The organism is Streptomyces sp. HUAS MG56, assembly GCF_058673395.1.
In genome coordinates this window covers 1472195-1495267 of record NZ_CM178722.1, presented here as the reverse complement: position 1 = coordinate 1495267, position 23073 = coordinate 1472195, and the positions used below count along the sequence as shown (strand labels likewise).

22 protein-coding genes and 2 pseudogenes are annotated in these 23073 nt (G+C 73.1%); 14 read left to right on the top strand and 10 right to left on the bottom strand.

The genetic code is table 11. The features are described 5' to 3' along the window. Window positions 1-56 precede the first annotated feature (56 nt). From AC4OXY_RS07410 to AC4OXY_RS07400, 3 genes and pseudogenes are all read left to right on the top strand, one after another. Window positions 57-137 (top strand): annotated as a pseudogene (locus tag AC4OXY_RS07410) (hypothetical protein); the annotation flags it as partial. Further along, window positions 121-1148 (top strand): annotated as a pseudogene (locus AC4OXY_RS07405) (NAD(P)/FAD-dependent oxidoreductase); the annotation flags it as partial. The pseudogenes AC4OXY_RS07410 and AC4OXY_RS07405, both read left to right, overlap by 17 nt. A 39-nt stretch (window positions 1149-1187) precedes the next feature. Further along, window positions 1188-1358, top strand: a complete 171-nt coding sequence (locus AC4OXY_RS07400; RefSeq protein ID WP_376288241.1) for a hypothetical protein — start codon at window positions 1188-1190, stop codon at window positions 1356-1358. Window positions 1359-1405: 47 nt separating this feature from the next. Here the strand turns inward: AC4OXY_RS07400 and AC4OXY_RS07395 are convergent, their stop codons facing one another. Then, entirely contained in the window at window positions 1406-2560 is a 1155-nt protein-coding gene (locus tag AC4OXY_RS07395) for a Gfo/Idh/MocA family protein (protein WP_491993493.1), read from the bottom strand. A gap of 110 nt (window positions 2561-2670) precedes the next feature. Between AC4OXY_RS07395 and AC4OXY_RS07390 the strand changes: the two genes are divergently transcribed. Continuing rightward, window positions 2671-3678 (top strand): LacI family DNA-binding transcriptional regulator, encoded by a 1008-nt coding sequence (locus AC4OXY_RS07390; protein WP_376288243.1) that lies wholly within the window; start codon window positions 2671-2673, stop codon window positions 3676-3678. Between the two features lie 55 nt (window positions 3679-3733). On the opposite strand, the gene AC4OXY_RS07385 is transcribed toward AC4OXY_RS07390, so the two are convergent. Next, on the bottom strand, window positions 3734-5311 hold the full coding sequence (locus AC4OXY_RS07385) for an alpha/beta hydrolase (protein ID WP_491993492.1): 1578 nt from the start codon (window positions 5309-5311) through the stop codon (window positions 3734-3736). Further along, window positions 5308-6525: a serine hydrolase domain-containing protein gene (locus tag AC4OXY_RS07380; RefSeq protein WP_491993491.1), complete on the bottom strand. Its 1218-nt coding sequence runs from the start codon at window positions 6523-6525 to the stop codon at window positions 5308-5310. The genes AC4OXY_RS07385 and AC4OXY_RS07380 overlap by 4 nt, the downstream gene beginning before the upstream one ends. 287 nt (window positions 6526-6812) lie before the next feature. Here AC4OXY_RS07380 and AC4OXY_RS07375 point away from each other — a divergent pair, with 287 nt between their 5' ends. Together AC4OXY_RS07375 and AC4OXY_RS07370 are read left to right on the top strand one after the other, a co-directional pair. Beyond that, complete coding sequence (locus tag AC4OXY_RS07375) at window positions 6813-8771, top strand: S53 family peptidase (protein WP_491993490.1); 1959 nt, start codon at window positions 6813-6815, stop codon at window positions 8769-8771. Window positions 8772-8973: 202 nt separating this feature from the next. Next, window positions 8974-10014 carry an ATP-grasp domain-containing protein gene (locus tag AC4OXY_RS07370; RefSeq protein ID WP_362819980.1) on the top strand — a complete coding sequence of 347 codons (1041 nt, stop codon included), beginning with the start codon at window positions 8974-8976 and terminating at the stop codon, window positions 10012-10014. A gap of 79 nt (window positions 10015-10093) precedes the next feature. Here AC4OXY_RS07370 and AC4OXY_RS07365 read toward each other — a convergent pair whose 3' ends face one another. After that, window positions 10094-10987 carry a LysR family transcriptional regulator gene (locus AC4OXY_RS07365; protein ID WP_491993489.1) on the bottom strand — a complete coding sequence of 298 codons (894 nt, stop codon included), beginning with the start codon at window positions 10985-10987 and terminating at the stop codon, window positions 10094-10096. Between the two features lie 136 nt (window positions 10988-11123). Between AC4OXY_RS07365 and AC4OXY_RS07360 the strand changes: the two genes are divergently transcribed. Together AC4OXY_RS07360 and AC4OXY_RS07355 are read left to right on the top strand one after the other, a co-directional pair. After that, on the top strand, window positions 11124-12239 hold the full coding sequence (locus tag AC4OXY_RS07360; protein ID WP_491993488.1) for an alcohol dehydrogenase catalytic domain-containing protein: 1116 nt from the start codon (window positions 11124-11126) through the stop codon (window positions 12237-12239). A gap of 268 nt (window positions 12240-12507) precedes the next feature. Next, window positions 12508-12678: a hypothetical protein gene (locus AC4OXY_RS07355; protein ID WP_376288249.1), complete on the top strand. Its 171-nt coding sequence runs from the start codon at window positions 12508-12510 to the stop codon at window positions 12676-12678. Between the two features lie 72 nt (window positions 12679-12750). On the opposite strand, the gene AC4OXY_RS07350 is transcribed toward AC4OXY_RS07355, so the two are convergent. After that, complete coding sequence (locus AC4OXY_RS07350; protein WP_491993487.1) at window positions 12751-13521, bottom strand: maleylpyruvate isomerase N-terminal domain-containing protein; 771 nt, start codon at window positions 13519-13521, stop codon at window positions 12751-12753. 417 nt (window positions 13522-13938) lie between these two features. Between AC4OXY_RS07350 and AC4OXY_RS07345 the strand changes: the two genes are divergently transcribed. From AC4OXY_RS07345 to AC4OXY_RS07325, 5 genes are all read left to right on the top strand, one after another. Further along, the gene (locus AC4OXY_RS07345; protein ID WP_402068183.1) at window positions 13939-15054 is read left to right on the top strand and encodes a Gfo/Idh/MocA family protein; all 1116 of its coding nucleotides are present in this window, start codon (window positions 13939-13941) and stop codon (window positions 15052-15054) included. Further along, on the top strand, window positions 15051-15983 hold the full coding sequence (locus tag AC4OXY_RS07340; RefSeq protein ID WP_491993486.1) for a DUF6807 domain-containing protein: 933 nt from the start codon (window positions 15051-15053) through the stop codon (window positions 15981-15983). The genes AC4OXY_RS07345 and AC4OXY_RS07340 overlap by 4 nt, the downstream gene beginning before the upstream one ends. Further along, window positions 15977-16747, top strand: coding sequence for a cupin domain-containing protein (locus AC4OXY_RS07335; RefSeq protein WP_491993485.1), 771 nt, complete (start codon window positions 15977-15979; stop codon window positions 16745-16747). The genes AC4OXY_RS07340 and AC4OXY_RS07335 overlap by 7 nt, the downstream gene beginning before the upstream one ends. Window positions 16748-17177: 430 nt before the next feature. Then, complete coding sequence (locus tag AC4OXY_RS07330; RefSeq protein ID WP_491993484.1) at window positions 17178-17735, top strand: carboxymuconolactone decarboxylase family protein; 558 nt, start codon at window positions 17178-17180, stop codon at window positions 17733-17735. Then, window positions 17732-18598 (top strand): RNA polymerase sigma-70 factor, encoded by an 867-nt coding sequence (locus AC4OXY_RS07325; protein ID WP_356033163.1) that lies wholly within the window; start codon window positions 17732-17734, stop codon window positions 18596-18598. The genes AC4OXY_RS07330 and AC4OXY_RS07325 overlap by 4 nt, the downstream gene beginning before the upstream one ends. Before the next feature lie 43 nt (window positions 18599-18641). On the opposite strand, the gene AC4OXY_RS07320 is transcribed toward AC4OXY_RS07325, so the two are convergent. Further along, on the bottom strand, window positions 18642-18785 hold the full coding sequence (locus tag AC4OXY_RS07320; protein ID WP_356033160.1) for a hypothetical protein: 144 nt from the start codon (window positions 18783-18785) through the stop codon (window positions 18642-18644). A 112-nt stretch (window positions 18786-18897) separates the two neighbouring features. Between AC4OXY_RS07320 and AC4OXY_RS07315 the strand changes: the two genes are divergently transcribed. Then, window positions 18898-19437 carry a PadR family transcriptional regulator gene (locus AC4OXY_RS07315; protein ID WP_356033158.1) on the top strand — a complete coding sequence of 180 codons (540 nt, stop codon included), beginning with the start codon at window positions 18898-18900 and terminating at the stop codon, window positions 19435-19437. Between the two features lie 64 nt (window positions 19438-19501). Here AC4OXY_RS07315 and AC4OXY_RS07310 read toward each other — a convergent pair whose 3' ends face one another. The 4 genes from AC4OXY_RS07310 to AC4OXY_RS07295 all read right to left on the bottom strand — a co-directional run bounded on the left by AC4OXY_RS07310 (window position 19502) and on the right by AC4OXY_RS07295 (window position 23073). Beyond that, window positions 19502-20464 (bottom strand): alpha/beta fold hydrolase, encoded by a 963-nt coding sequence (locus tag AC4OXY_RS07310; RefSeq protein ID WP_356033155.1) that lies wholly within the window; start codon window positions 20462-20464, stop codon window positions 19502-19504. A gap of 65 nt (window positions 20465-20529) precedes the next feature. After that, window positions 20530-21519, bottom strand: a complete 990-nt coding sequence (gene hypE, locus AC4OXY_RS07305) for a hydrogenase expression/formation protein HypE (RefSeq protein ID WP_356033224.1) — start codon at window positions 21517-21519, stop codon at window positions 20530-20532. Window positions 21520-21610: 91 nt separating this feature from the next. Continuing rightward, window positions 21611-22732 carry a hydrogenase formation protein HypD gene (gene hypD / locus AC4OXY_RS07300; RefSeq protein WP_362819969.1) on the bottom strand — a complete coding sequence of 374 codons (1122 nt, stop codon included), beginning with the start codon at window positions 22730-22732 and terminating at the stop codon, window positions 21611-21613. Continuing rightward, window positions 22729-23073, bottom strand: coding sequence for a HypC/HybG/HupF family hydrogenase formation chaperone (locus tag AC4OXY_RS07295; RefSeq protein ID WP_356033151.1), 345 nt, complete (start codon window positions 23071-23073; stop codon window positions 22729-22731). Before AC4OXY_RS07295 ends, hypD begins: the two co-directional genes overlap by 4 nt.

Sequence of the window (23073 nt, the reverse complement as noted above, 5' to 3'; positions counted from 1 at the left end):
CGGCCGGTCGCCGAGCAGACCTGCCTTCGTTCGGTTCCCCGTCTGAAAGGCACACGATGTCCGATCGGAGTTTCGACACGGTGGTGATCGGCGCCGGCGTCATGGGCTGCTCGATCGCCCATGCCCTGGCCGCGGGTGGACGGCGTGTCCGTGTCGTGGAGCGGGGGCCGGCGGCCGGGAGCGGTTCCACCAGCGTCCTCGGCTGTCATCCGCTTCAACTACCCCACCTGGACGGGCGTCGCCGGCGCCTGGGAGTCCCGGCACGCCTGGGCGGACTGGAGCGGACACCTCGGCGGCCACGACGAGGCGGGCCAGGCCCGGTTCAGCAGGACCGGCGGTCTGCTCCTGGACTCGCCCGGCCAGGACCGCGCCACGGTGCACGAACTGTGCGACCGGGCCGGGGTGCCGTACGAGGACTGGGACGCCGCGACCATCCGCGAGCGTCTGCCCGTGCTGGACACCGGCCGCCACTGCCCGCCCAAGGCGATCACCGACGAGGCCTTCTTCGACGAGCCGACCGGTGACCTGAGCGGCTGCTGGACCCCCGACTGCGGCTTCGTGGACGACCCGCAACTCGCCGCCCACAACCTGATGGCCGCCGCCGTACGCCACGGAGCCGCCTTCCGGTTCCGTACGACGGTCACCGGCATCACGGCGCACGACCGGGTCACCGGCGTCGGCCTGGCCGACGGCACCCGGCTGTCGGCCCCCGTCGTGGTCAACGCGGCCGGACTGCACTCCGGCGCCGTCAACCAACTCGCCGGAGTCGGCGACGACTTCGCCGTCACCACCCGGCCGCTGCGCCAGGAGGTCCACGAGGTACGGGCCCCCGACGGCTACGGCCGCGGCGGCAGGCGGCTCCTCGTCGCCGATCCGGACCTCGGCACCTACGTCCGGACCACCCCGAGCGGCGGCCTCGTCGTCGGCGGGACCGAACCGCGGTGCGACCGCCGCACTGGCTCGACGATCCCGACGACTGTCCCCCGCAGCCGACCAGAGCGGTCTACGACGCCCAGTTCCACCGCGCCGCCCGCCGTATCCCCACCCTCACGGTGCCCCACACCCCACGGGGAGTCGCCGGTGTGTACGACGTCTCCGACGACTGGATCCCGATCTACGACAAGACCGCCCTGCCGGGCTACTACGTCGCGATCGGCACCAGCGGGAACCAGTTCAAGAACGCCCCCGTGGTCGGACTGTTCCTGACGGCGATCATCGACGCCTGCGAGAGCGGCCGGGACCACGACACCGAGCCCGTCCAGCTCACCCTGCCGCGCACCGGCCTCGCGGTGGACCTCGCGCACTACAGCCGCAGGCGCCGGATCAACCGGGACAGCAGCTTCAGCGTCATGGGGTGATGACTCCGCCCGCCTCCACGTGCAGGGCGTGGTGGGACGCATGGTGCTCAGACGAGGTCCACCCACGCTCGCCGCTGGGCCGAGCGCCCGATCGCGTCCAGCGTCACCGCGCTGGCCACGGCGTCGTTCAGGGTGGCGCCCACGGGGGTGCCCCCGGCGATGGAGCGCAGGAAGCGGTGGGCCTCGATCACCTTCAGATCGTCGTAGCCCATGCTGGTGGCCGCCCCCGGCTGGAACGCGCCGTACTCGCCGTGGCCGGGGCCGACGTACACGGTGCTCACCGGCTGGTCCTGGTAGCTCGTGCCGCGGCTGACGCCCAGCTCGCCCATGCGGCGGAAGTCCCAGAAGACGGCGCCCTTGCTGCCGTGCACCTCGAAGCCGTAGTTGTTCTGCTCGCCGACCGAGACCCGGCAGGCTTCGAGGACGCCCCGGGCGCCGGAGGCGAAGCGGAGCAGGCAGTTGACGTAGTCCTCGTTCTCGACCGGGCCGAGTTCGCCGCCGGTGGCGAGGCTGTGCCCGGCCGTGGCGCCGGTCGGGCGGGCCCGCTCCGGGACGAAGACCGCGGTGTCGGCGGTGAGCGAGGTGATCTCGCCCAGCAGATGGCGGGCCAGGTCGACGCCGTGCGAGGCGAGGTCGCCGAGCACCCCGCTGCCGCCACGCGCGCGCTCGTAGCGCCAGGTCAGAGCGCCCTGAGGGTGGGCGGCGTAGTCACTGAAGAGACGGATGCGGATGTGGGTGACCGTGCCGATCTCTCCGGCGGCGATCAGCTCGCGGGCGGCCTCGACGGCAGGCGCGTTGCGGTAGTTGAAGCCGACCGTGCCCTGCACCCCGGCCTTGGCCGCCGCGTCGGCCACGGCCCGGGCGTCCTCGGCGGTCAGTCCGACCGGCTTCTCGATCCAGATGTGCTTGCCGGCCTCGGCCATCGCGACACCGATCTCGCGGTGCAGGAAGTTGGGGGCGGTGATGCTGACCGCCCGGACCCGGGGGTCGGCGGCCACCGTGCGCCAGTCCCGGGTGGCGGAGGCGAAGCCGTGGAGCCCGGCCGCCTCCTGCGCCCGGCCTGGTACCTCGTCGGCGACGGCGACCAGTTCCGGCCGTAGGGACAGCTGGGGGAAGTGGTGGTGCACACGGGCGTACGCCTGCGTGTGCACCCGTCCCATCCAGCCGAATCCGACGACCGCGACGCCGAGCGTGTTCACCATGAGCGCCCTTCTTTGGACCGTTCCAGAACCTGCGCCACACCCTGAGTCCTGGCTCTCTCCCGTGTCAAGGGGTCTTTACAGGGCCCTCCGGGATATGGAACGGTCCAGACATGAGCACTCCGACCATCCGTGACGTCGCCGAGCGGGCCGGCGTGTCGAAGTCCCTGGTCTCGCTGGTGCTGCGCGGCTCGGCGGGGGTACGGCCGGAGAAACGCGAGGCCGTCCTGGCCGCCGTCGAAGCGCTCGGGTACCGGCCCAACGCGGCCGCGCGCAGCCTGAGCGAGCGGCGCACCCGCACGGTGGGAGTGCTGCTCAACGACCTGCGCAACCCCTGGTTCGTGGAACTGCTCGACGGCCTGAACGGGCGGTTGTACGACAGCGGGATGCACGTCCTGCTGGCCGACGGCCACCTCAACCGGCGGCTCGGCGAGGATCTCACCCGGACCTTCACCGAACTGCGCGTCGACGGCCTGATCGCCGTCGGCACGCTCCAGGACCCCGAGGCCCTGCGCACCGCCGCCGGCCGGATCCCCACGGTCGTCGCCGGCGCCCGGGAACCGGTGCTCCCCGGCGTGGACATCGTCGCCAACGACGACGAACAGGGCGCCCGCCTGGCCACCGAGCACCTCATAGGCCTCGGGCACCGGCACATCGCCCACATCGCCGGGCAGGGCGCGGTCGGCGAACTGCGCCGGCGCAGCTTCGAGGCGACCATGCGCGAGCACGGACTCGCCGGCACGGCGGTCGTGGAACAGGGCGACCTCACCGAGGAGGGCGGCTACCGGGCCGCCGTCCGGCTCCTGAGCCGCCCGCAGCGCCCGACCGCCGTCTTCGCCGTCAACGACATGACCTGTGTCGGCGCGCTCTCGGCCGCCGAGGAGAGCGGCCTGCGGGTCCCGCGGGACCTCTCCCTCGTCGGCTACGACAACACCTACCTGTCGCGCCTGCGCCATCTGTGGCTGACCACCGTGGACAACGCCAGCCACGACGTGGGCCGCCGCGCCGCGCAGCGGCTGCTCGACCGGATCGACGAGCCGGACCGCCCGGCCGAGGTCGACCTCGCGCCCCCGTCCCTCGAAGCGAGGGGCACGACCGCCCCACTACGCACCGCCACGTGACAGCCATCGCTGGTGTGGGTGGCCCGCAGATCCCGCGGGCACCGGCGCCGTCACGTCATGCGGCGGGCCTGGGGCAGGTGACGTCGTCGGCCGGTGGGCGGCCGGTCCCCAGATAGGCGTTCACCGTGGCATCCACGCACGGGCTGCCGAAGACGCCGTACACCGCGTGCTGGTCCGCCCCGCGCAGGGTGACCAGGCGGGAGCTGGGCCAGCCGCGGCGGACCGCTTCGGCACCCTGGTAGACGGTGCGCGGGTCACCGGTGGCGTTCACGAGCAGGGCCCGCAGGTCGCCGCGGATCGTCGTGGGGCGCTCGCGGGGCGGCGCCCAGAACGCGCACGGGTTGATGTCGTTCGCGACGGGAGCGAAGATCCGGTCGCGCGACCCGGCACGCGTCAGATCGCGCCAGTACGTCTCCGGGTCGTGCGGAGCGGCCACGTCGCCGCAGAGGATCGACGTCTGGGCGCTGCCGTACGTGGAGTCGTGCCCGGTCAGCAGGAAGTCCAGCGAATCCGCCAGCCAGGGGGACGGGGTGACGGTCCGGCCGTCGGCGGCCCGCCGCAGGTCCCGCACGGCCCGGGCGAGATCCCCGTAGGCCGTGGGGTTGTCCTGGGAGAGGCCGTTGAAGACGAGGACGGGGAGGACGTGCTCGTCCACCCGGTGGGCGCCGAGCCGCAGGGGCGTGCGGGCGGCGGCCGACCGGACCGCGTTCACGGTCGCCAGCACCGCCCTGCGGGTACGTCCCAGGCCGTAGGCCGCGTCGTGCGCGGCGGCCCAGGCGGCCCAGTCACCCAGGGCGTCGCGGTTGGCCTGCTCCGCGCTCAGCAACAGCCGCGGACCGTAGCGGGCGGGATCTATCACACCGTCCAGGACCACCCGGTCGGTCCGGTCCGGGAACATCGTCGCGTACACCTGGCCGAGGTAACTGCCGTACGAGTAGCCGAGATAGGAGATCCGCCGCTCGCCCAGGGCGGCACGGATCACGTCCATGTCCCGGGCGGTGTTCCGGGTGGTGGCATACGGGATCAGGCCGCCCGCGTGGGTACGGCAACGGCGGGCGAGGCCGGCCGAGAAGGCGACCATCCGGTCGAAGCCGGCGCGGCCGGTGCCCGCCCCGCGGAACATGCTGCCGGTGGGCCAGTGGCAGTCCAGCGGGGTGCTCCGGCCGACGAAGCGCGGGTCCACCCCCACCACGTCGTAGCGCTTGCCGACGTCCTTCATCGCCGCGCGCACCCACGGCGGATCACCGATGGTCTGTCCGCCCGGGCCGCCGCTGTTGAGCAGCAGCGCGCCGATGCGGTGGGCGGTGTCGGTGGCCCGGATCCGGGAGATCGCGACGGTGAGCGTACGGCCGTCGGGGCGGGCGTGGTCCAACGGCACGGTGACGTCGGCGCATTGGGCGCCGGCCTGCTCCAGTTCCTCGCCGGTGGTGTCGCCGGGGCCGAGCCGGCAGCTCTTCCAGTCGAGGCGCTGGTGGTCGTAGCGGGCGAGGGGATCGCCGGCGGACGCGGCGGTGGCGGACGGGGCGCTGCCCAGGGTGAGTGCGCCCGCGAGGCACAGGGCGGCGGCCGCGGCGCACCGCGCGGTGCGGCGGCGTGAGCGGCGACCGGCGCCGCGCGCGGTGGGGGCGGTCATGCGGGTGTCCTTACGGAGGGGGCCGGCTCGCAGAAGGCCTTGTCGACGACGTCGTGGAAGTCCTGTTCGGCCTGGAGCGTCGCCGGGATCCCGTTCAGGGCCACGGCGACGCTCCGGCCGCCGGGGCCGGCGGCGACCAGGGCACGGTGGCCGCCGGGCACGGTTCCCGCGTGACCCCACCAGGTACCGCCGCAGGACAGGGGCGAGGAGATCAGCCCGAGCCCGTAACGGGCGCCGGGCCAGAGCCGGTCGGGATCGGCGGCCACCGTCCGCCGCATGTCGGCGAGTTGGGCCGCCGGCAGCAGGCGCCCGCCGAGCAGGGCGGTGAGGAACCGGATCATGTCGGCGGGTGTGGACACCAGGGCCCCGCCGGCCCCGCCGAAGGTCATGTTCCAGCTCGTGCCGTCGGTGCGGCGGCCGTCGTCCGCGGTGAAGTAGCTGTGGGAGTGCGGCCCGTGGAGGCGGGGGTCGTCGCCGGGCCAGTACGTGTCGTGCAGCCCGAGTGGCGCGATGACGCGGCGGGTGATCTCCGACTCGGGGGAGTGGCCGGTGACCGCGCGCACGATCAGCCCGGCGACGAGGTAGTTGGTGGTCGCGTAGTGCCAGCTCTGCCGTGGCCGGGGCAACCGCAGCGCGTCGGCGACGAGTTCGCGCGGGGCGAAGTGGCGGTGTCGCAGCCGCTCGGGGTGGTCCCAGACGGGCGCGTCGAGGTAGTCGGGCAGCCCGCTGGTGTGCTGGAGGAGTTGGCGGACGGTGATCCGGCGGCCGTCGTACCCGTGTCCCCGGATCAGTCCGGGCAGGTACCGCTCGACAGGCGCCTCCAGGGACAGGCGCCGTTCGGCGGCGAGTCGGAGGACGACCGTCGCGGTGAAGGTCTTGGTGACGCTGCCGATGCGCAGTCGGTCGGTGGTGTTCATCGGTCGGCCGGAGCGCAGATCGGCCACTCCGTCCGTCACGGTCCAGCGGGCGCAGGGTGCGTCCGGGCCCGTGCTCTCGGCGAGGACCGCGGCACCGGCGATCCGGTCGTGCACGACCAGGTGGTGCAGGGACCGGCGCAGGGCGTCGTGCGTGCCGCACGGGCGGGACGCGCGGGCCGGCGGTGGCGCTTGGGCGGCTGCCGCGGGGGTGGCGACCAGCACGACGGCCGTCGCCGCGGCGGTGGCCGCGAGGCCGGTACGCCTGCGGAGTAATCGGCTCAGGAGGGGGATGGTCATGGGACAGCACGCTAGGCACCGGCCGGGACCCGATCACTCCGGCAGGCAGGAGGCTTCGGGGTGGGGACAGCACCAGAGCGTGCCGGGCATCACCCCCCACCCCGTCAGGAAGGGCTGGATCCGGTCACGTGCACCGGATCACCGCAACCCGGGGCCGCGGGTCGTCGTCGTAGGAGGAGAAGGTGCGGGAGAGGCTGGAGCCGGAATGAGGCGGTGCCCGAGCGATCGGGCCGGGCTGGGGGACACACGTGAAAAGAGCGTTCGTGGACGGGCGGGGAGCGGGACCGGTGGTGCGGAGCCGGCGCCGGGGGCGGGCCGCCGCTGCCGTGGCAGGCTGTACGGCCGTGCTGGCCGCCGGAGCGCTGCTGGGGGTGCCCGGCACCGCACAGGCGGCGGCCACCACGACGGTGCCGGGGACGGCGTCCCCCGCCGTGCACACCATGCCCCTCGCCGGTGCCGTGCCGTCCGCCCAGGACATGACCGTCCAGGTGTGGCTGAAGCCGGATCTGGCCGGTGCCGCCGCGTTCGCCGACGCGGTCGCCACACCGGGCAGCGCCGCGTTCCACCACTATCTCGGCCCTGACGCCTACACCGCCCGCTTCGGGCCGTCCGCCGCGCACGCCCGGGCGGTCGCGGCATGGCTGAGCACCAAGGGTCTGACGCGGGTGCACATCAGCGACGGCCGCGACTACGTCTCGGCGACCGGGACGGCGTCGGCGGTGCAGTCGGCGTTCCAGGTGCGGATCAACCGGTACCGGGCCGAGGACGCTCTCGGCGGGACCACGGTGATCCAGTCCAACGACCGCGACGTGTCGGTACCGGCCCCGCTCGCGCCCGACGTCCTCGGGGTGACCGGGATGAGCGGAGCCCGGCCGAACACCACCCGGACCGCTGCCGTGAGACAGACGCAGACGCAGACGGGGGCGCCCGAGGCACCGACGTGCTCCCGGTACTGGGCGCAGCACACGCACCCCGTCCACCCGGCCTACCAGGGACTGAGCACGGCATCGCTGCCTGTGTGCGGGTACTCCGCCCGTCAGATCCGCGCCGCCTACGGCGCGACCTGGACGGACACCGGCAAGGGCCAGACCGTGGCCCTGACCGAGGACGAGGCGCCGACCGCGATGTTCCGGACGCTGACGGAGTACGCGCGCACCAATCACCTGCCCGCGCCGAAACCCTCCCAGTTCCGGGAAGTCCGGTCCGGAAAGTCCTGCGGCACCTCCGCGCGGGGCGCGGCGCAGGCGACCGCGGTGAACGACGAGGCGGAGATGGACTCCGAGGCTGTGTACGCCATGGCGCCCGGAGCCGCCCAGCTGATGGTGGTCGGCGGCGGCTGCGACGAGGACCAGGCACTGCTCGACGCGGCCCTCTCCGTACTCACCGGCGACGGCAAGCACCCCAGCGCCTCCATCGTGTCCAACTCGTGGCAGATCCCCCTGGGCATGGTGCCAGAGAAGACCGTGCACGCGATCGACGTGCGGGCCGCGGCCCAGGGGGTCGGCATGTACTTCTCGTCCGGTGACACACCCGGGCTGACGGTGACCGACTCCGACCCGTACGCGGTGGCGGTCGGCGGCACCAGCCTCGGCATCGGGGCGGCGGACAACCGGGTCTTCGAGACCGGGTGGTCCAGCGACTACGGCTCCCTGGAGCACGGCAGGTGGAGCGACCTGGGCATCAGCGGGGGCGGCGGAGGCACCAGCCTCGTCTACGGCCTGCCCGCCTACCAGAAGGGTGTCGTTCCCGCGTCGATGTCGCGTGTCCGCGTCGGCAAGCGGGTCGCCACCGACCGGGCCGTCCCCGACATCGCGGCCGACGCCGATCTCGACACCGGGCTCCTGACCGGGTACACGGAGTCGGGGAGCGACGCGAAGCCGGGGCCGTACCGGACCATGGTGAACGCCGGCACCAGCCTGGCCTGTCCGCTGATCGCCGGCCTGATCGCCGACGCCCAGCAGGGCCGGAAGACGGCGTTCGGCTTCAGCAACCCGCTGATCTACCGGCTCGCCGGCACCCGCGCCTACCACGACGTCCTGCCGGTCGACTCCCGGACGCCGCAGCAGAACAGGGCTGCCTACCTCGCGGCGGACGGGTCCGGCGGCGCCCCGGGCGTCGACGTCTTCGGCTCCCAGGAACGCGCCTACACCCAGCAGGTCACCGCCAAGGGGTACGACACGATGACGGGCGTCGGCACACCGAACGGCGCCGCCTTCATCGCCGGGCTGCGCCGCGCCGCCCCCTGACCGGCCCGGACGACCGGTGACCTCGCCGACGTCCCAACTCCCGCGCCACGGCGCCGACATCGGGCAGTGGTCGGCCGGTTCCCCCGGCCGACCGCGCCGTATCCGCCATCGCGTCGCCTTCCGTGATCGCGCGATCACGGATGTGTGACAGTGGTGCTCCACGGCCCGGCAGCGGCGGGCGGCGAGGAGACGAGGAGTCGGAGTGGACACACGGCACCGTGGCCGGCCGGAGCATCCCGTACCGGCCGATGTGTGGATGCTGGTGCGGGAGCGGCCCATCGCGCTGCGGCGGTCCACGGCCGAACTGGCAGGGGCGTTCACCGCCGCCTTCGGACCCCGCTTCGTCCTCTGGCACACCGACGAGCTGCTCTTCGGCGTCCGGGACGGCAGGCTCGTCCTGCACACCCTGGGCGGCGTGGACCTGCCGGCTCCGGACGTGGTGTGCGTACGCCAGATGCCCGGCTCCATGCGGAGCGACCGGGAGACCACCCTGCTGCGCCATCTGGAGCGCATGGGCAGCACCCTCGTCAATCCGGCCGACGCCCAGCTGACGGCCCGTAACAAGGTGTGGCAGGTGCAGGAACTCGCCCTGGCCGGGGTGCCGGTGCCCGACACGCTCTCGTACGCCACCGCCCCCCTGGACGGCGTCGTACACAGCCGGAACCTGCGCACGCCGTGCGTGGTGAAGGCCGTCAGCGGTACCAAGGGCCGGCAGGTCTTCCTCGCCCGCGAGCAGGGCCTGCTGCGTGAGCTGTCCGGCAGCCTGGCGGACGGGACGCCGTTTCTGTTCCAGGAGTACGTGGCCGGCTCGCACGGCCGCGCCCTGCGTGTCGTCGTGGTCGACGGCGAGCCGGTGAGCGCCGTCCTGCACACCTCCCGGCACGGCGCCCTCGCCGCGAACATCGCCAAGGGCGGCTCCGCCACGCTGTGCGCCGGCCGCCACCCGCAGGCGGAGGAGCTGGCGGTGCGCGCGGCCGGCGCCCTGGGCCTGGACATCGCCGGGGTGGACCTGCTGTTCGCGGCCGACGGCACCTTCACGGTCTGCGAGGTGAACGCCGTCCCGGGCTGGCGCCCGGAGATGACCACGGTCACCCCGGCGATCGTGGCCTGCATCGCCCGCCGCCTGGCCATCCGCGGCTACGAGGCATCGCCCGCACCTCGTCCGGGCGAGCCCGGCCCGCCCACGAGGCCGGCCGAGCCCCGGGAGAAGCCTGCCGCGGCTCGGCCGAGCACCGGGGACTGACGCGGCAGCGCGGTGCCGGCCGGCCACCGGGAGCGAGACCTGGTTCGCCGCGGATGACTTCCCGCGGCGCGGCCGGGCCTCAGTCGGTCGGCACCAGCGCCTGAGCGACGGCCGTGATCGCCGGCGTGGGCGGGCCCGGCAGCCGCGCCAGGAGGATCCGGCGCACTTCACGGGGCGCGCCCTCGACGCGCAGCAGGGTCACCCCGGGCGGCAGCACCTCCGACATCCGGGACGGCACCGTCGTCACCCCGAAGCCGCCGGCGACCAGGTGAAGCTTGGCCAGCCAGTCACGCACGGCATGGCTGACACGCGGGCGGCCCGGCAGGCCCGGCCAGACGCCCAGCAGCGGTTCGGAGTTCGACGACGGGGTGGCGATCCAGGCGACGTCGACGAGTTCGTCGACGTGCACCGAGGTGCGGCCCGCGAACATCCCCGTCGTCCGGGCGGCCACGAGGAGTTCGGTGTCCTCCACCGTCTCGACGTGCAGGCGCGGCGACTCGCCGTCCGGGGGCCGGTGGGGCGGCCGGGACGTCAGCAGGGCGAGGTCGATCGAGCCGGCGCGCAGCGCGCGGACCAGGCGGGGTGTCGTGCCCTCGCGCGTCGTGACCGTGACCTGCGGATGGCCGGCCGCGAGCCGTGCGAGTGCGGCGGGCAGGAGCGCCGCGCCCGCGCTCAGGAACACGCCGAGCCGTACCCGTTCCCGCTGCGGTGCGGTCCCGGTCAGGTCGCGCTCGGCCGCGTCGAGGGAGTCCAGGATGGTACGGGCGTGCCGCAGCAGGGTCAGCCCCGCGGAGGTGAGCTGTACCCCGTCGGTGCGGCGCTCGAACAGGACGGCACCCGCGCCGCGTTCGAGGGACGCGGCCTGACGGGAGACCGCCGACTGGGTGTAGCCGAGGCGCGCGGCCGCCGCCGTGAAGCTGCCGGACTCCGCGATCTGCCGCAGAACGCGCAGGCCCGAACTGGAGAGGTCCATGCGTCCTACGCATACCACGGATGCCGGATCCTCGCTTCCCGAATGCCCCCCTGCCTTCCTAGCCTCGATGACGTCGCCCGAGGAACGACGGACAGACGACGAGACAGACGACGAAGAGAAACACGGAGGTCCACCCGTGCGCGCAGCAGTTCTGACGCAGTTCGGCGCCCCGCTCACGGTGCGGGAGCTGCCCGACCCCGAGGTGAGGGGCGGCGAGGTGGTGGTCGAGGTGGTCGCCGCCTGCGTGCTGCCGTACGCCGCCGAGGTGTTCAGCGGCGCCCGGAACTACCCCCTCGTCCCGCCGGTCGTACCCGGTACGGGCGGCGTGGGACGCATCGTCCACGTCGGCCCGGACGCCACCCGGCTCCGCGTCGGCGACCTGGTGTGGTGCGACCCGACGGTGCGCTCCCGGGACGACGCGCTGACGCCCGACATCACGCTCCAGGGCTGGAGCTCCCGGGGCGACGGCGGCGCACGCCTGGCGCGCCATCTGCACCACGGGTCGTTCGCCGAGCGCATGCGGGTACCGACGGAGAACGTCTTCCCCCTGCCGGAGCCGGCGCGCGACGACCCCGCACGCTGGGCCTCGCTCGGCGTGTACGTCATTCCGTACGGCGGGCTGCTGGCGGGCGGGCTCGAAGCCGGCGAGACGCTGCTCGTCAGCGGCGCGACCGGGAACCTCGGCAGCAGCGCGGTGGCGGTCGCGCTCGCGATGGGCGCGGGCCGCGTGATCGCCGCGGGCCGCAACCGGGCCGCCCTCGCCCTCCTCGCCGAGCGGTTCGGCACGCGCGTACGCCCGGTGGAGCTGACCGGACAGGAGGACCCGGACCGGGCGGCGATGGCGGCGGCGGCCGGCGGCCCGATCGACATGGTGCTCGATCTGCTGCCCCCGAGCGCGCCCGGCACGGCGGTGCGCACGGCGGCCATGAGCGTGCGCGAGTACGGCCGCGTCGTCCTGATGGGCGGCGTCGGCATGCTCGGCGGTGCCGACCTCGCGCTCCCGTACCCGTGGCTCATGCGCAGCTCGGTGACCGTGCGCGGCCAGTGGCTGGGCCCGCGCACGGCGAACGTCGGCATCATCCGGCTCCTCGCCTGCGGCACCCTGGACCTCGCCGGTGAAGAGGTCCGGGCCTTCCCGCTCGATGCCGTCAACGACGCCATCGCCCACGCCGCCGCGCACGCGGGCCCGTTCGACCGCACCGTCCTCACTCCGTCCGCCGAGGGTGACGGCCGACCACTCGCGCGCTCGTGACCTGGTCACGGGTATGGTCAACTCGCCGCAGAATTAGCCGAGTTGCCGCCACTTCACCGGGCGCCCGCAAGGGAGCGGCAGGCGTGGGCCGGCCGCAGACGACGTTCCGCGCCATCGAGGTCGGAGGGATGAACGACGCCGGGCTCGCGGTGTGGTTCACCTGCTGGAGACGTGTGACACCGTCGGAGAGGTGATCGGCAGGCTGCGGTCCGTCCCGATCTCCATCCCGCAGACCGTCACCGTCGTCGCCCCCTAACGTGCGGCGACGGTGTTCGTCGGGCCGGACATCCCACTGACCGAGGCGCCGGACGCCTGCGCCGCCCACCACCAGCCCTCCGAGGGCCGGGTGACCGACTACCGGCCCGGCGAGTCCCGGGCACACTCCCGCGCCGACTTCGCTCCCGGCTCGCGGACCGTGACGATCGGCCGGGCGGGCTGAGTACCGGGCGCAACCGCGCTCCGTGACACGGGGAGGAGCCGGGCGGCCGGACCGGGGGAGGGAGCGGAGCCTTCAGTAACCGCCCAGCAGGCCCCGTACCTTGCGCAGCGCCTCCGGACCGGCGGAGCTGTGCCAGCGTGCCGGGTCGGCGGGGCGGCGGCCCCACAGCAGCAGTACCCGGGCGGCCGCGTCGCTCTCGATCGTGGCGGGGCCCTCGGGGGCGGCGAGCCGGATGCTGCAGGAGCCCGCGTCGGCGCTCACCACGACGTCGTCCATGCCCGGCGTGCGAAGGCGTCCCTCGACCCGCCCCTCGGGCCCCGGTGCCAGCCCGGCCCGGCCACGCTCCAGCAGGGGACGGCCGACCGAGGTCACGCTGTGCTCCGTCATCCACGGCTCGTCGAGCGCCCGCACCGCCGCAGGGTCGTCACCGGTCAGGTCCCAGCGGTGCAGGATCAGTTCCTCACGCATGTGCTCGGCGAAGAAGGGGGCCTTCACGGTCCGCCCGGTCCACCGCACCTCGGTGTCCGGGGACAGCTCCTGCGCGGCGGCCGCCGTGACCTCGGTGAGTCGCTCGCAGCGGTTCAGGAACGTCGCCCAGAGGTCGGCGTCGGACAGTCGTCGATGGGGATCCTCGCGATCAAAACCCCGGGTCTCCACCGGGGTGCCGTCGAGGAAGGCCTGGAGGACCCGGGCCAGTTCCTCGGCATTCCCCGTCTGGTGGACCAGGACGTCCCGTACGGTCCACGCCTCGCACCACGTGCCGTCGTCGGGCCGCCTGGCCTGGACGGCCCGCACGAAGGGGACCAGCTCCGGCAGGGTCTCCTCGACCCGGGAGGGAATCACGCGCCATGGGTAGCCCGGCCGGGCGCCGCTCAAACCAACGCGTCCGCCCGCCCCGTCCGCGAGGTCGGTGTCGCGCGCCCGGGCCCGTCGCAGTCTCCAGCACCAGGGTGGCTTTCCGCCCCGTCGCGGTCTCTCGTGCCACGGCGGTTCCCCGCTCCCGTCGCGGGCTCCCGCGCCACGGCAGCTTTCCGTTCCCCTCCCGGCCTCCCACGGCACGGCGGTTCCCCGCTCCCGTGCGGCCCTCCTCCGCCCGGCCCATCCGACCCCGCACCAGCGAATTTCCCCGCACTAGGGGTTGTCCTGACAATCCCGTCGCCCTAGGGTCGCCTCGTACGGGGCAAGCGCTTTCTCCCTGGCGCTCGACGCGGCGCTCGAAGTGGTGCTCGACTCCGTCTGCCGAGCCCTCAGGAGCATTGCATGTCCCTCGCCGCACCCCGCCGCCGCGCCGCCGTCATCGGCACCGGCGCCATCGTCGCCGGCAGCCACCTTCCCGCACTCAGAGCCCATGCCGAGCGCGTCGAACTCGTCGCCGCCGTCGATGTGGACGAGGGCAGACTGGACGCCTTCCGGAAGGAGGCGGGGGCGCGGGTCGCCGGGTTCACCTCGACGCAGGCCATGCTCGACGCCGTACGCCCGGATCTGGTCCTCATCGGCACGCCGCCCGCGCTGCACCGCGAGCAGACCGTGGCCGCGCTCAAGTCGGGCGCCTGGGTGCTGTGCGAGAAGCCGCTGTGCCTGTCGCTCGCCGAGTACGACGACATCGCCGCCGCCGAGGAGGCCTCCGGCGCGTACGCCTCGGTGGTCTTCCAGCACCGCTACGGCTCCGGCGCCGTGCACGCCAGGGACCTGATCGCGCGGGGCGAGCTGGGCACCCCGCTGGTGGCGCACTGCCAGACCACCTGGCACCGGGACGCCGACTACTACGCCGTTCCGTGGCGCGGCCGGTGGGCGACCGAGGGCGGTGGGCCGACCATGGGGCACGGCATCCACCAGTACGACCTGCTGCTGCACCTGCTGGGGGAGTGGGAGGAGGTGCGGGCCATGGCGGGCCGGCTGGTCCACGACGTCGAGAGCGAGGACGTCTCCACCGCCCTCGTCCGGTTCCGCGGCGGCGCGCTCGCCACCGTCGTCAACAGCGTCCTGTCCCCGCACGAGGTCAGCCGCATCCGTATCGACTGCTCCGACGCCACCCTGCAACTGACCCACCTCTACGGGCACGGCAACACCGACTGGGTCTACACGCCCGCGCCGCACGTCGACCCCGGGCGCGTCGCGACCTGGCGGACCCCCGCGCAGGACGTGCCCAGCTCGCACCTCGCCCAACTCGGCGTGGTCCTCGACGCGTTCGACCGGGGCGAGCGGCCTCCGGGCAGCGGCCCCGACGCCCGCGCCACCCTGGAGTTCGCCGCTGCCCTGTACAAGGCGGCGTTCACCGGGCAGCCGGTACGGGCGGGCGAGATCGGTCCCGGTGACCCCTACTACGCGGCCATGCACGGCGACCACCCCGACTGGGCCCCCAAGGAGCGCGCATGACCATCCGAGTCAGCCACGTCCACGGCGAACACCTGGCGGTCCAAGCGGCGAACGGCACCGAGATCCTCCGCTACGTCTACCGCCCCGATCCGGACGCCTTCGAGGCCCGCAAGCCCTACGCCCACCCCGTGCGCACCCTCGCCGGGCACACCGTGACCGGCTACCGGCCGAACGACCACCGCTGGCACAAGGGCCTCCAGATGACGGCCAGTCATCTGTCCGGGCAGAATTTCTGGGGCGGCAACTGCTATGTCCACGGCGAGGGTTATCTGCGCCTGCCCGACCGGGTCGGGTCGATGCGCCACGACGGCTTCACCGGCCTCGGCGTCACCGACGAACGCCTCGACGTCACCCAGGAGTTGACCTGGATCGAGAACGGCGGCCGGGAGTGGGCGCGTGAGGTGCGCGGCCTCTCCGTGCACACGGTGGACGTGGAGGCCGGCGCCTGGACCCTGGACTGGTCCATCCGCCTCACCAACACCCGTGACGAACCCCTGCTGTTCGGCTCGCCCACCACCGCCGGCCGTGAGATGGCCGGCTACACCGGCCTCCAGTGGCGCGGTCCGCGCGACTTCACCGGCGGCGGCGTGTTCACGCCCGACTCCGAACCGGGCGTCGGCGCGGAGAAGGTGATGGGCAGTCAGGGGCCCTGGCTGGCGTTCAGCACCGAGCACGACGGGTCCGACGCGCACTCCACGCTCGTCTTCGCCCACGCCCCCGAGAACCTGGACGAGTCGTCCGCGATCCATGCCTCGCACTGGTTCGTACGCTCCGAACCGATCCCGACCGTCGCGTTCTCCTGGGCGTTCTTCGAGGAGTTCGCACTCCCGCCGGGGGAGAGCTTCGGCTACCGCTACCGGGTCGTCGTCGCCGACGGCGCCTGGGACCGCGACCGGGTGAGCCGCCACCTGGAAGGCCTGCCATGGTGAACGAGGCCGAGCCGGGGCCGTCCCGTCCGCTGCCCGGCGCCGTGGGCCTGTCCCACCTGAGCGCCTACGCGTGGCAGGCCGCCGACGGTGTCTGTGGCGGCAGCCCGCATCTGCACCTGGTGTGCACCGAGGCGTACGTCGTCACCGGGGGCCGGGGCGCGGTGCAGACCCTGAGCCCCGACGGCTACCGGGACATCCCGTTGGCGCCCGGCTCTCTCGCCTGGTTCACCCCCGGCACCGTGCACCGGATGGTGCAGGGCGGCGACCTGCGGATCACCGTGCTCATGCAGAACAGCGGCCTGCCCGAGGCCGGGGACGCCGTGTTCACCTTCCCGCCCGAGGTGCTCGCCGACCCCGAGCGGTACGCGGCCGCCGCCACCCTGCCGCCGGGCACCGGCCCGGAGACCGAGGCGGCCGCCCGGCGCCGCCGGGACCTCGCGGTCGAGGGCTACCTCGGTCTGCGTGAGGCACTGCTCGCCGGGGACAGCGGCCCGTACCGTGCCTTCCAGCAGGCCGCCGCCCGCCTGGTCCGGGCCCGGGTGCCCGCCTGGCGCGAGCTGTGGCGGGCCGGTGCCCTCGCCGCCGCCGAACGCACCGGCGCTCAGCTCGACGCCCTGGAGTCCGGCGAGCCGGCCTACCTCGCCGACGCGACCGCGTACCGGAGCGAGCCGAGCAGGCTGGGCGGCTTCGGGATGTGCGGGCGCCGCGACGAGTACGCGCTGCCGGGCACGACGCTGCCGTACGACGGCACGCCGACGGCCTAGAGGCCGAGCGGAACATCGGAGGGAGAGGCGACCTCGGCATGTCCGGACGCAGGGCACCGGCGTCGCCTGGGCGCCGCCACCGCTCGCGTTCCTCGCCCCGGGGCCGCCGGCCCTGGCGCTCACCGCCGTGGACGTACGGCTCGCGGGGCGCCGGGCATGAGCTGACGGGGGCGTCGCCATGTGCCGGTCGCACGCGTGCAGGGTACAGAGATGGATTTGGCCCCCGCTGGTCCGCCTGCCCGGGATCGGCGGACCAGCGCCTTTGCGGGCGCCGTCGCGGGGTAACCGGAACCTACGCTTCCAGCGGGCGTGACGGAAGACCTGTCCGTGTGTGGTCCAGGTCACATCGCCCGGTCGGCATGTCACACACGGGTCGGCCGGCCGGTCTGCCCTGGTGACGACGGAATTCCCGACACCGGAGGCGATCCCCATGGCCCGCATCTCGCTCGACCCGCCGCGCACCCTGCTGTACCGGATCAGCGAGTGGTACTCCAGGCGCACCTACGGCGCGGTCCTCGACCCCGTCCGCGCGATGGCCCACAACCGCAAGGTCATGCTGACCGACGCGCGGATGGAGATGTCGCTCGCCAAGTGGAACACGCTGGACCCCCGGCTGAAGCTGCTCGCCGTGATGGCCAGTTCGCACCTGATCGGCTGCTCCTGGTGCACCGACTTCGGCTACTGGGAGGCCCACAACGAGGGCATGCCGAGCGCGAAGCTGCACGCGGTACCCGTCTGGCGCGAACACCGTACGGCGTTCACCGAACTGGAGCTGGACGTCCTGGAGTACGCCGAGGCGATGACCGAGACGCAGCCGACCGTCACCGACGAACTGACGGCCCGACTGATCGAGCGGCTCGGCGAGCCCGCGTTCGTCGAGCTCACCGCGATCGTCGCCGTGGAGAACCTGCGCTCCCGGATGAACAGCGCCTTCGGCCTGACCGGCCAGGGCTTCTCGGATCGCTGCGCGGTACCGTCGCGTGGGTGAGCGCACTTGAACTCTTCGAGGAGCACCGGCCGGAGCTGTTCGGCATCGCCTACCGCATGCTGGGCAGCGCCGCCGACGCCGAGGACATCGTCCAGGACGCCTGGCTCAGATGGAGCACCGTCGATGCCGACACGATCGACCGTCCTCGTGCGTACCTGTGCCGGATCGTCACCAACCTCGCGATCAACCGGGCCCAGTCGGCCGCCGTCCGGCGCGAGTCGTACGTGGGCCCGTGGCTGCCGGAGCCGCTGGTGACCGCGCCGGACGCCAGCGGCGGCATCGAGCAGGCGGAGGCGATCTCGCTGGCGATGCTGGTGGTCCTGGAGACACTGTCGCCGCTGGAGCGCGCGGTGTTCGTCCTCAAGGAGGTCTTCGGCTTCGGCTATCCCGAGATCGCCGGGATGCTGGAGCGCACCGAGGCGTCCGTACGCCAGGTCGGCAGCCGGGCCCGCAGCCATGTGCAGGCCCGCCGGCCCCGCTACGACGCGCCCGCCGAGGTACGGCGCAAGGCCACCGACGAGTTCCTGGCCGCCTGCCTCGGCGGGGACCTCAACCGGATGATGACGATGCTCGCCCCCGACGTGACCGCCTGGACCGACGGCGGCGGAAAGATCCGCGCCGCGCTGCGCCCGATCTACGGCGCCGACAAGGTCGCCCGCTGGATCCTCGGCGTCCTCGCGAACCACATCCCGGACGTCGCCGTGCACGACGTGCTGGTCAACGGCCGTCCGGGCCGCCTCGTCACCTCCGGCGACCGTCCGGACTCGGTGGCCTGCCTCGACCTCGCCGAGGACGGCACCATCAGCGCCGTCCGGCTGATCCGCAACCCCGACAAGCTCACCCGCGTCCGTCCGGCCGACTGACGCACCGGTACCGACGGCACCGCCCACCGGCGGTTCCGCCGTACTACAACAGGCCGATGTTGGTGAGCGGCACGTTCCAGTCTTCGCTCTCGGCCTGGCCATGACCGTCCCGCGCCGCGGCCGGACCCGCGCACAGCATCAGTCCGGCGGCGACAACGGCCAGGACGGCGACGACACGACGCTTCACGGTTCCTCCTCGACGACGACTCCGTCCACCCTGCTCCGAGCCGGCCGCCCCACCCGCCCAGCCACGCCGCCGGGCCGGTGGATTCAGCCGCTCGGATTTATCATTCGTCCTCATGGCAAGCGTGTTGGACCTGAGCATCCTGGGCTTCCTCTACGAAGAGCCCCTGCACGGCTACGAGTTGCGGACCCGGATCGCGCGGCTCACCGGGCACGTGCGGGCGGTCAGCCACGGCACGCTGTACCCGGCGATCAAACGCATGGAGAAGGCGGGCCTGCTGCGGCGCGAGGCACAGCCGGGCGCGGCCGCCGCCCCGCGCCACGTACTGAGCCTGACCGACGACGGCAGGCAGGAACTGTTCCGCTGCCTGAGCAGCCCCGAGCAGCCCTTCATCACCGACGAGAACCGCTGGTTCGCCCTGCTCGGGTTCCTCAGGCACCTGCCCGACCGTCGGCAGCAGGCCGAGATCCTGCGCCGGCGGCAGGCGTTCCTCGGCGAACCCAGCAGCTTCTTCTACCGGGGCGACAAGCCCCTCTCGGCGGCCGAGGTCGACGACCCCTTCCGCCGGGGCGTCCTGCTCATCGCGCGCGCCACGTCCGAGGCCGAGACGGAGTGGCTGGAGCGGACGATCGCGGAACTGGAGCGCGCCGCCTGACCGGGAGTTCCCGCGCGTCGCACCGGCCGGGCCACTTCGGTGTCGCCCGCTCGGCGGTCGTGGTTCAGGAGTGGGCCTTGAGGAATTCGAGGAGGGCGGTGTTGACCTCGTTCGGGCGTTCCTGCTGTGTCCAGTGCCCGCAGCCGGGGAGCTTGATCGGGTCACGCCAGAGGTTGGGCATGAGGTGGGGGAGCTTCGCGATGAGTTCGGGCGTGCCGGGGAAGGCCGGGACGAGGTCGCGGTCGCCGTACATGTACAGCGCCGGCGGGGTGACCACGGCGTTCTGCCAGGCGGCGGTGAGCTCCCAGTTGCGGTCCAGGTTGCGGTACCAGTTGAGGGCTCCGGTGAAGCCTCCGGAGAAGCTCTCCGTGAGCGCGTCGAGGTCCTCCTCGGTGAACCACTCCGGCAGTACCTCCGGGTCGGGCAGCTTTTCGAGCCAGCCCTGGCCGTGCTCGATCAGCGGCTGCATGACCCTGCCGTCGGAGCGGGCGGAGCCGGAGGCGGAGTAGAAGAACTTGCGCAGCGTGGTGCGCACGTCCCGGGCGAACTCGGCGTCGGCGACCCCGGGCCGGTTGAAGTAGTTCCAGTAGAAGCGGCCGTCGAACCGCTTCTCCATGGCGGCCAGCGGCGGCTGCGCGCCCCGGAAGGGCGGCGGCACGCTGAGTCCGGCCACGCCCCGGACCATGTCGGGGCGCAGCAGCGCGGTGTGCCAGGCGACGGGGGCGCCCCAGTCGTGCCCGACGACGAACGCCTTGTCCTCGCCCAGGGCCTGGATCAGCGCGACGACGTCGCCGACCAGGTGGAGGATGGTGTAGGCGTCGACCTCGTCGGGGTGGTCGCTGCGTCCGTAACCACGCTGGTCGGGGGCGACCACGTGGTAGCCGGCGTCGGCCAGGGGGCCGAACTGGTGGTGCCAGGAGTGCCATGACTCCGGGAAGCCGTGCAGCAGGACGACCAGGGGGCCGCTGCCCTGCTCGGCGATGTGGAGGCGGATGCCGTTCACGTCGATCATGCGGTGCTCAACCATGGCACGAGCCTACGCTCGTCGTGATCTTCGGTCACCGCCGCCGGGCACGGAGGTCACCCGAGTTCTCAGCAGATACGGGGCAGCTGTTCCCCCAGGGGCATGTCCACCACGCGGGTGCCGCCCAGGCCCGTGGCCGAGACGACCATGCCCGGATGGTCGGGCACGCAGCGGCCGATGGCCACCGCCTCCCTGCCCAGCGGATGGGCCCTGAGCGCGGCCAGGCAGGAGTCCGCCCGGTCCGGGGGCACGAAGGCGACCAACTTGCCCTCGTTGGCGACGTACAGGGGGTCGAGGCCGAGCAGGGCGCAGGCGTTGGCGACCGTGTCCGGCACGGGGAGGGCGTCCTCCTCCAGGGCCACTCCGACGCCCGACGCGGCGGCGATCTCGTTGAGCGTCGTGGCGACGCCGCCGCGGGTGGGGTCGCGCAGCACATGGATGTCCGGACAGGCGGCGAGCAGGTTCGCGACCAGGTCGCCCAGCGCAGCGGTGTCGCTCTCGATCTCCACGCCGAACTCCAGGCCCTCACGGACGCTCATGACGGCCACCCCGTGCACCCCGATGGCGCCGCTGACCAGGACCACATCGCCCGGCCGGGCCCGGCGCGGGTGGATGTCGACGCCGTCGGGGATACGGCCGATGCCGGCGGTGTTGATGAACACGCCGTCCCCGTGACCGGCTTCGACCACCTTGGTGTCACCGGTGGCCACGGTCACCCCGGCCGCGCGCGCCGCCGCGCCGAACGCCTCGGCCACCCGTGCCACCACGGCCAGTTCGACGCCCTCCTCCAGGATGAACCCGCAGGACAGGAAGAGCGGCCGGGCCCCGGCCATGGCGAGGTCGTTGACCGTGCCGTTGACCGCCAGATCGCCGATGCTCCCGCCGGGGAAGAACAACGGCCGCACCACGAAGGAGTCGGTGGAGAAGGCGAGCCGTTCGCCGCAGGCGGGCAGCCGCGCGGAGTCGCCCAGTTCGGACAGCACGTCGTTGCCGAAGGCGGGCACGAAGAGGTGCTCGACCAACTCGGCCGACAGGGCGCCGCCGCCACCGTGGCCCATGACGATGCGGTCGTGGTCGCGCAGCGGAGCGGGGCAGGTCCAGCCGGAGAAGTCGGCCGGCGCGTACGTCGGACCGGTCGCGTCGAGTGCGTCAGCCAACGGAACTCGCCTCCTCCGTGGTCGGCACCTGGAGCCTGCGGTAGAGGTAGTAGGCCGCGCACGCGCCCTCGCTGGAGACCATGGTGGCGCCGAGCGGGTTGCGCGGGGTGCACTGCTTGCCGAAGGCGGCGCACTCGTGCGGCTTGATCAGCCCCTGGAGGACCTCGCCGCTGCGGCAGACCGTGGACTCCCGGGTGTCGATGTCGGCCACCGAGAAGCGGTGTTCGGCGTCGTAGTCCCGGTACCGGGAGGACAGCCGCCAGCCGCTCTGCGGGATCACACCGATGCCGCGCCAGGGCCGGTCGGTCACCTCGAAGACATCGGCGAGCATGGCCCTCGCGGCCGGGCTGCCCTCGGGCTGTACGGCGCGCGGGTAGGCGTTCTCGACGACGTGCCGGCCCGTCTCCAGCTGCCGTACCGCACGGCGGATCCCCTCCAGGATGTCGAGCGGTTCGAAGCCGGTCACCACGATGGGGACCTTGTGGCGTTCGGCGAGCTCGGGGTACTCGCCGGTGCCCATCACCGTGCAGACGTGACCGGCCGCGAGGAACGCCTGCACCCGGCAGTCGGGGGAGTTCATGATGGCGTCGATCGCGGGCGGCACCCGCACGTGCGAGACGAGCAGGCTGAAGTTGGTGATGCCGAGCTTCTTCGCCTGGTACACGGTCATGGCGTTGGGCGGTGCGGTGGTCTCGAACCCGATCCCGAAGAACACCACTTGGCGGTCCGGGTTGTCCTGGGCGAGGCGCAGCGCGTCCAGCGGGGAGTAGACGACCCGGACGTCGCCGCCCTCGCTCCGCACCTTGAAGAGGTCCCGTCCGCTGCCCGGCACGCGCAGCATGTCACCGAAGGAGCAGAAGATCACTTCGGGGCGGGAGGCGATCTCCAGCGCCTTGTCGATGATCTCCAGCGGGGTGACGCAGACGGGGCAGCCGGGGCCGTGGATGAGCTGGATCTCGTCCGGCAGCAACTGGTCGATGCCGTGCCGGATGATCGAGTGCGTCTGTCCGCCGCACACCTCCATCATCGACCAGGGCCGCGTGGTGAGCGCCCTGATGTCGTCGAAGAGGTGCCGGGCGAGCACCGGGTCGTTGAATTCGTCGAGGTACTTCATGGCCGGCCCTCCTCGTCGGCATCCTGTGCGGGTCCCGGTGGGGGCGTGGTGCCCGCGGGGCGCTCCGCACCGGCGTCGCGGGCAGCCTTCGCCCAGGCGTCGCCGAACTCCTCCTCCAGGACCCCGAGGTTCTCGAAGAGTTCCAGGGTCTGTTTCGCGGACTCCTCGTCCAGTCGTTGCAGCGCGAACCCCACGTGCACGATCGCGTAGTCGCCGACCTGCATCTCGGGCACGTACTCCAGGCACACGTCCTTGATCACGCCGCCGAAGTCGACCTTCGCCATGCGCGTCGCGTCCCGTTCCTCGATCTCCAGCACACGGCCGGGAACGGCCAGGCACAT

What these genes read in the sequence shown, in the direction of transcription:
- AC4OXY_RS07390 (WP_376288243.1), top strand. Translation starts at nt 2,671, where the DNA reads ATGAGCACTCCGACCATCCGTGACGTCGCCGAGCGGGCCGGCGTGTCG.
- AC4OXY_RS07385 (WP_491993492.1), bottom strand. Translation starts at nt 5,311, where the DNA reads ATGACCGCCCCCACCGCGCGCGGCGCCGGTCGCCGCTCACGCCGCCGC.
- AC4OXY_RS07315 (WP_356033158.1), top strand. Translation starts at nt 18,898, where the DNA reads ATGGCAAGCGTGTTGGACCTGAGCATCCTGGGCTTCCTCTACGAAGAG.
- AC4OXY_RS07380 (WP_491993491.1), bottom strand. Translation starts at nt 6,525, where the DNA reads ATGACCATCCCCCTCCTGAGCCGATTACTCCGCAGGCGTACCGGCCTC.
- hypD (WP_362819969.1), bottom strand. Translation starts at nt 22,732, where the DNA reads ATGAAGTACCTCGACGAATTCAACGACCCGGTGCTCGCCCGGCACCTC.
- AC4OXY_RS07330 (WP_491993484.1), top strand. Translation starts at nt 17,178, where the DNA reads ATGGCCCGCATCTCGCTCGACCCGCCGCGCACCCTGCTGTACCGGATC.
- AC4OXY_RS07340 (WP_491993486.1), top strand. Translation starts at nt 15,051, where the DNA reads ATGACCATCCGAGTCAGCCACGTCCACGGCGAACACCTGGCGGTCCAA.
- hypE (WP_356033224.1), bottom strand. Translation starts at nt 21,519, where the DNA reads ATGGGCCACGGTGGCGGCGGCGCCCTGTCGGCCGAGTTGGTCGAGCAC.
- AC4OXY_RS07310 (WP_356033155.1), bottom strand. Translation starts at nt 20,464, where the DNA reads ATGGTTGAGCACCGCATGATCGACGTGAACGGCATCCGCCTCCACATC.
- AC4OXY_RS07295 (WP_356033151.1), bottom strand. Translation starts at nt 23,073, where the DNA reads ATGTGCCTGGCCGTTCCCGGCCGTGTGCTGGAGATCGAGGAACGGGAC.
- AC4OXY_RS07345 (WP_402068183.1), top strand. Translation starts at nt 13,939, where the DNA reads ATGTCCCTCGCCGCACCCCGCCGCCGCGCCGCCGTCATCGGCACCGGC.
- AC4OXY_RS07395 (WP_491993493.1), bottom strand. Translation starts at nt 2,560, where the DNA reads ATGGTGAACACGCTCGGCGTCGCGGTCGTCGGATTCGGCTGGATGGGA.
- AC4OXY_RS07365 (WP_491993489.1), bottom strand. Translation starts at nt 10,987, where the DNA reads ATGGACCTCTCCAGTTCGGGCCTGCGCGTTCTGCGGCAGATCGCGGAG.
- AC4OXY_RS07335 (WP_491993485.1), top strand. Translation starts at nt 15,977, where the DNA reads ATGGTGAACGAGGCCGAGCCGGGGCCGTCCCGTCCGCTGCCCGGCGCC.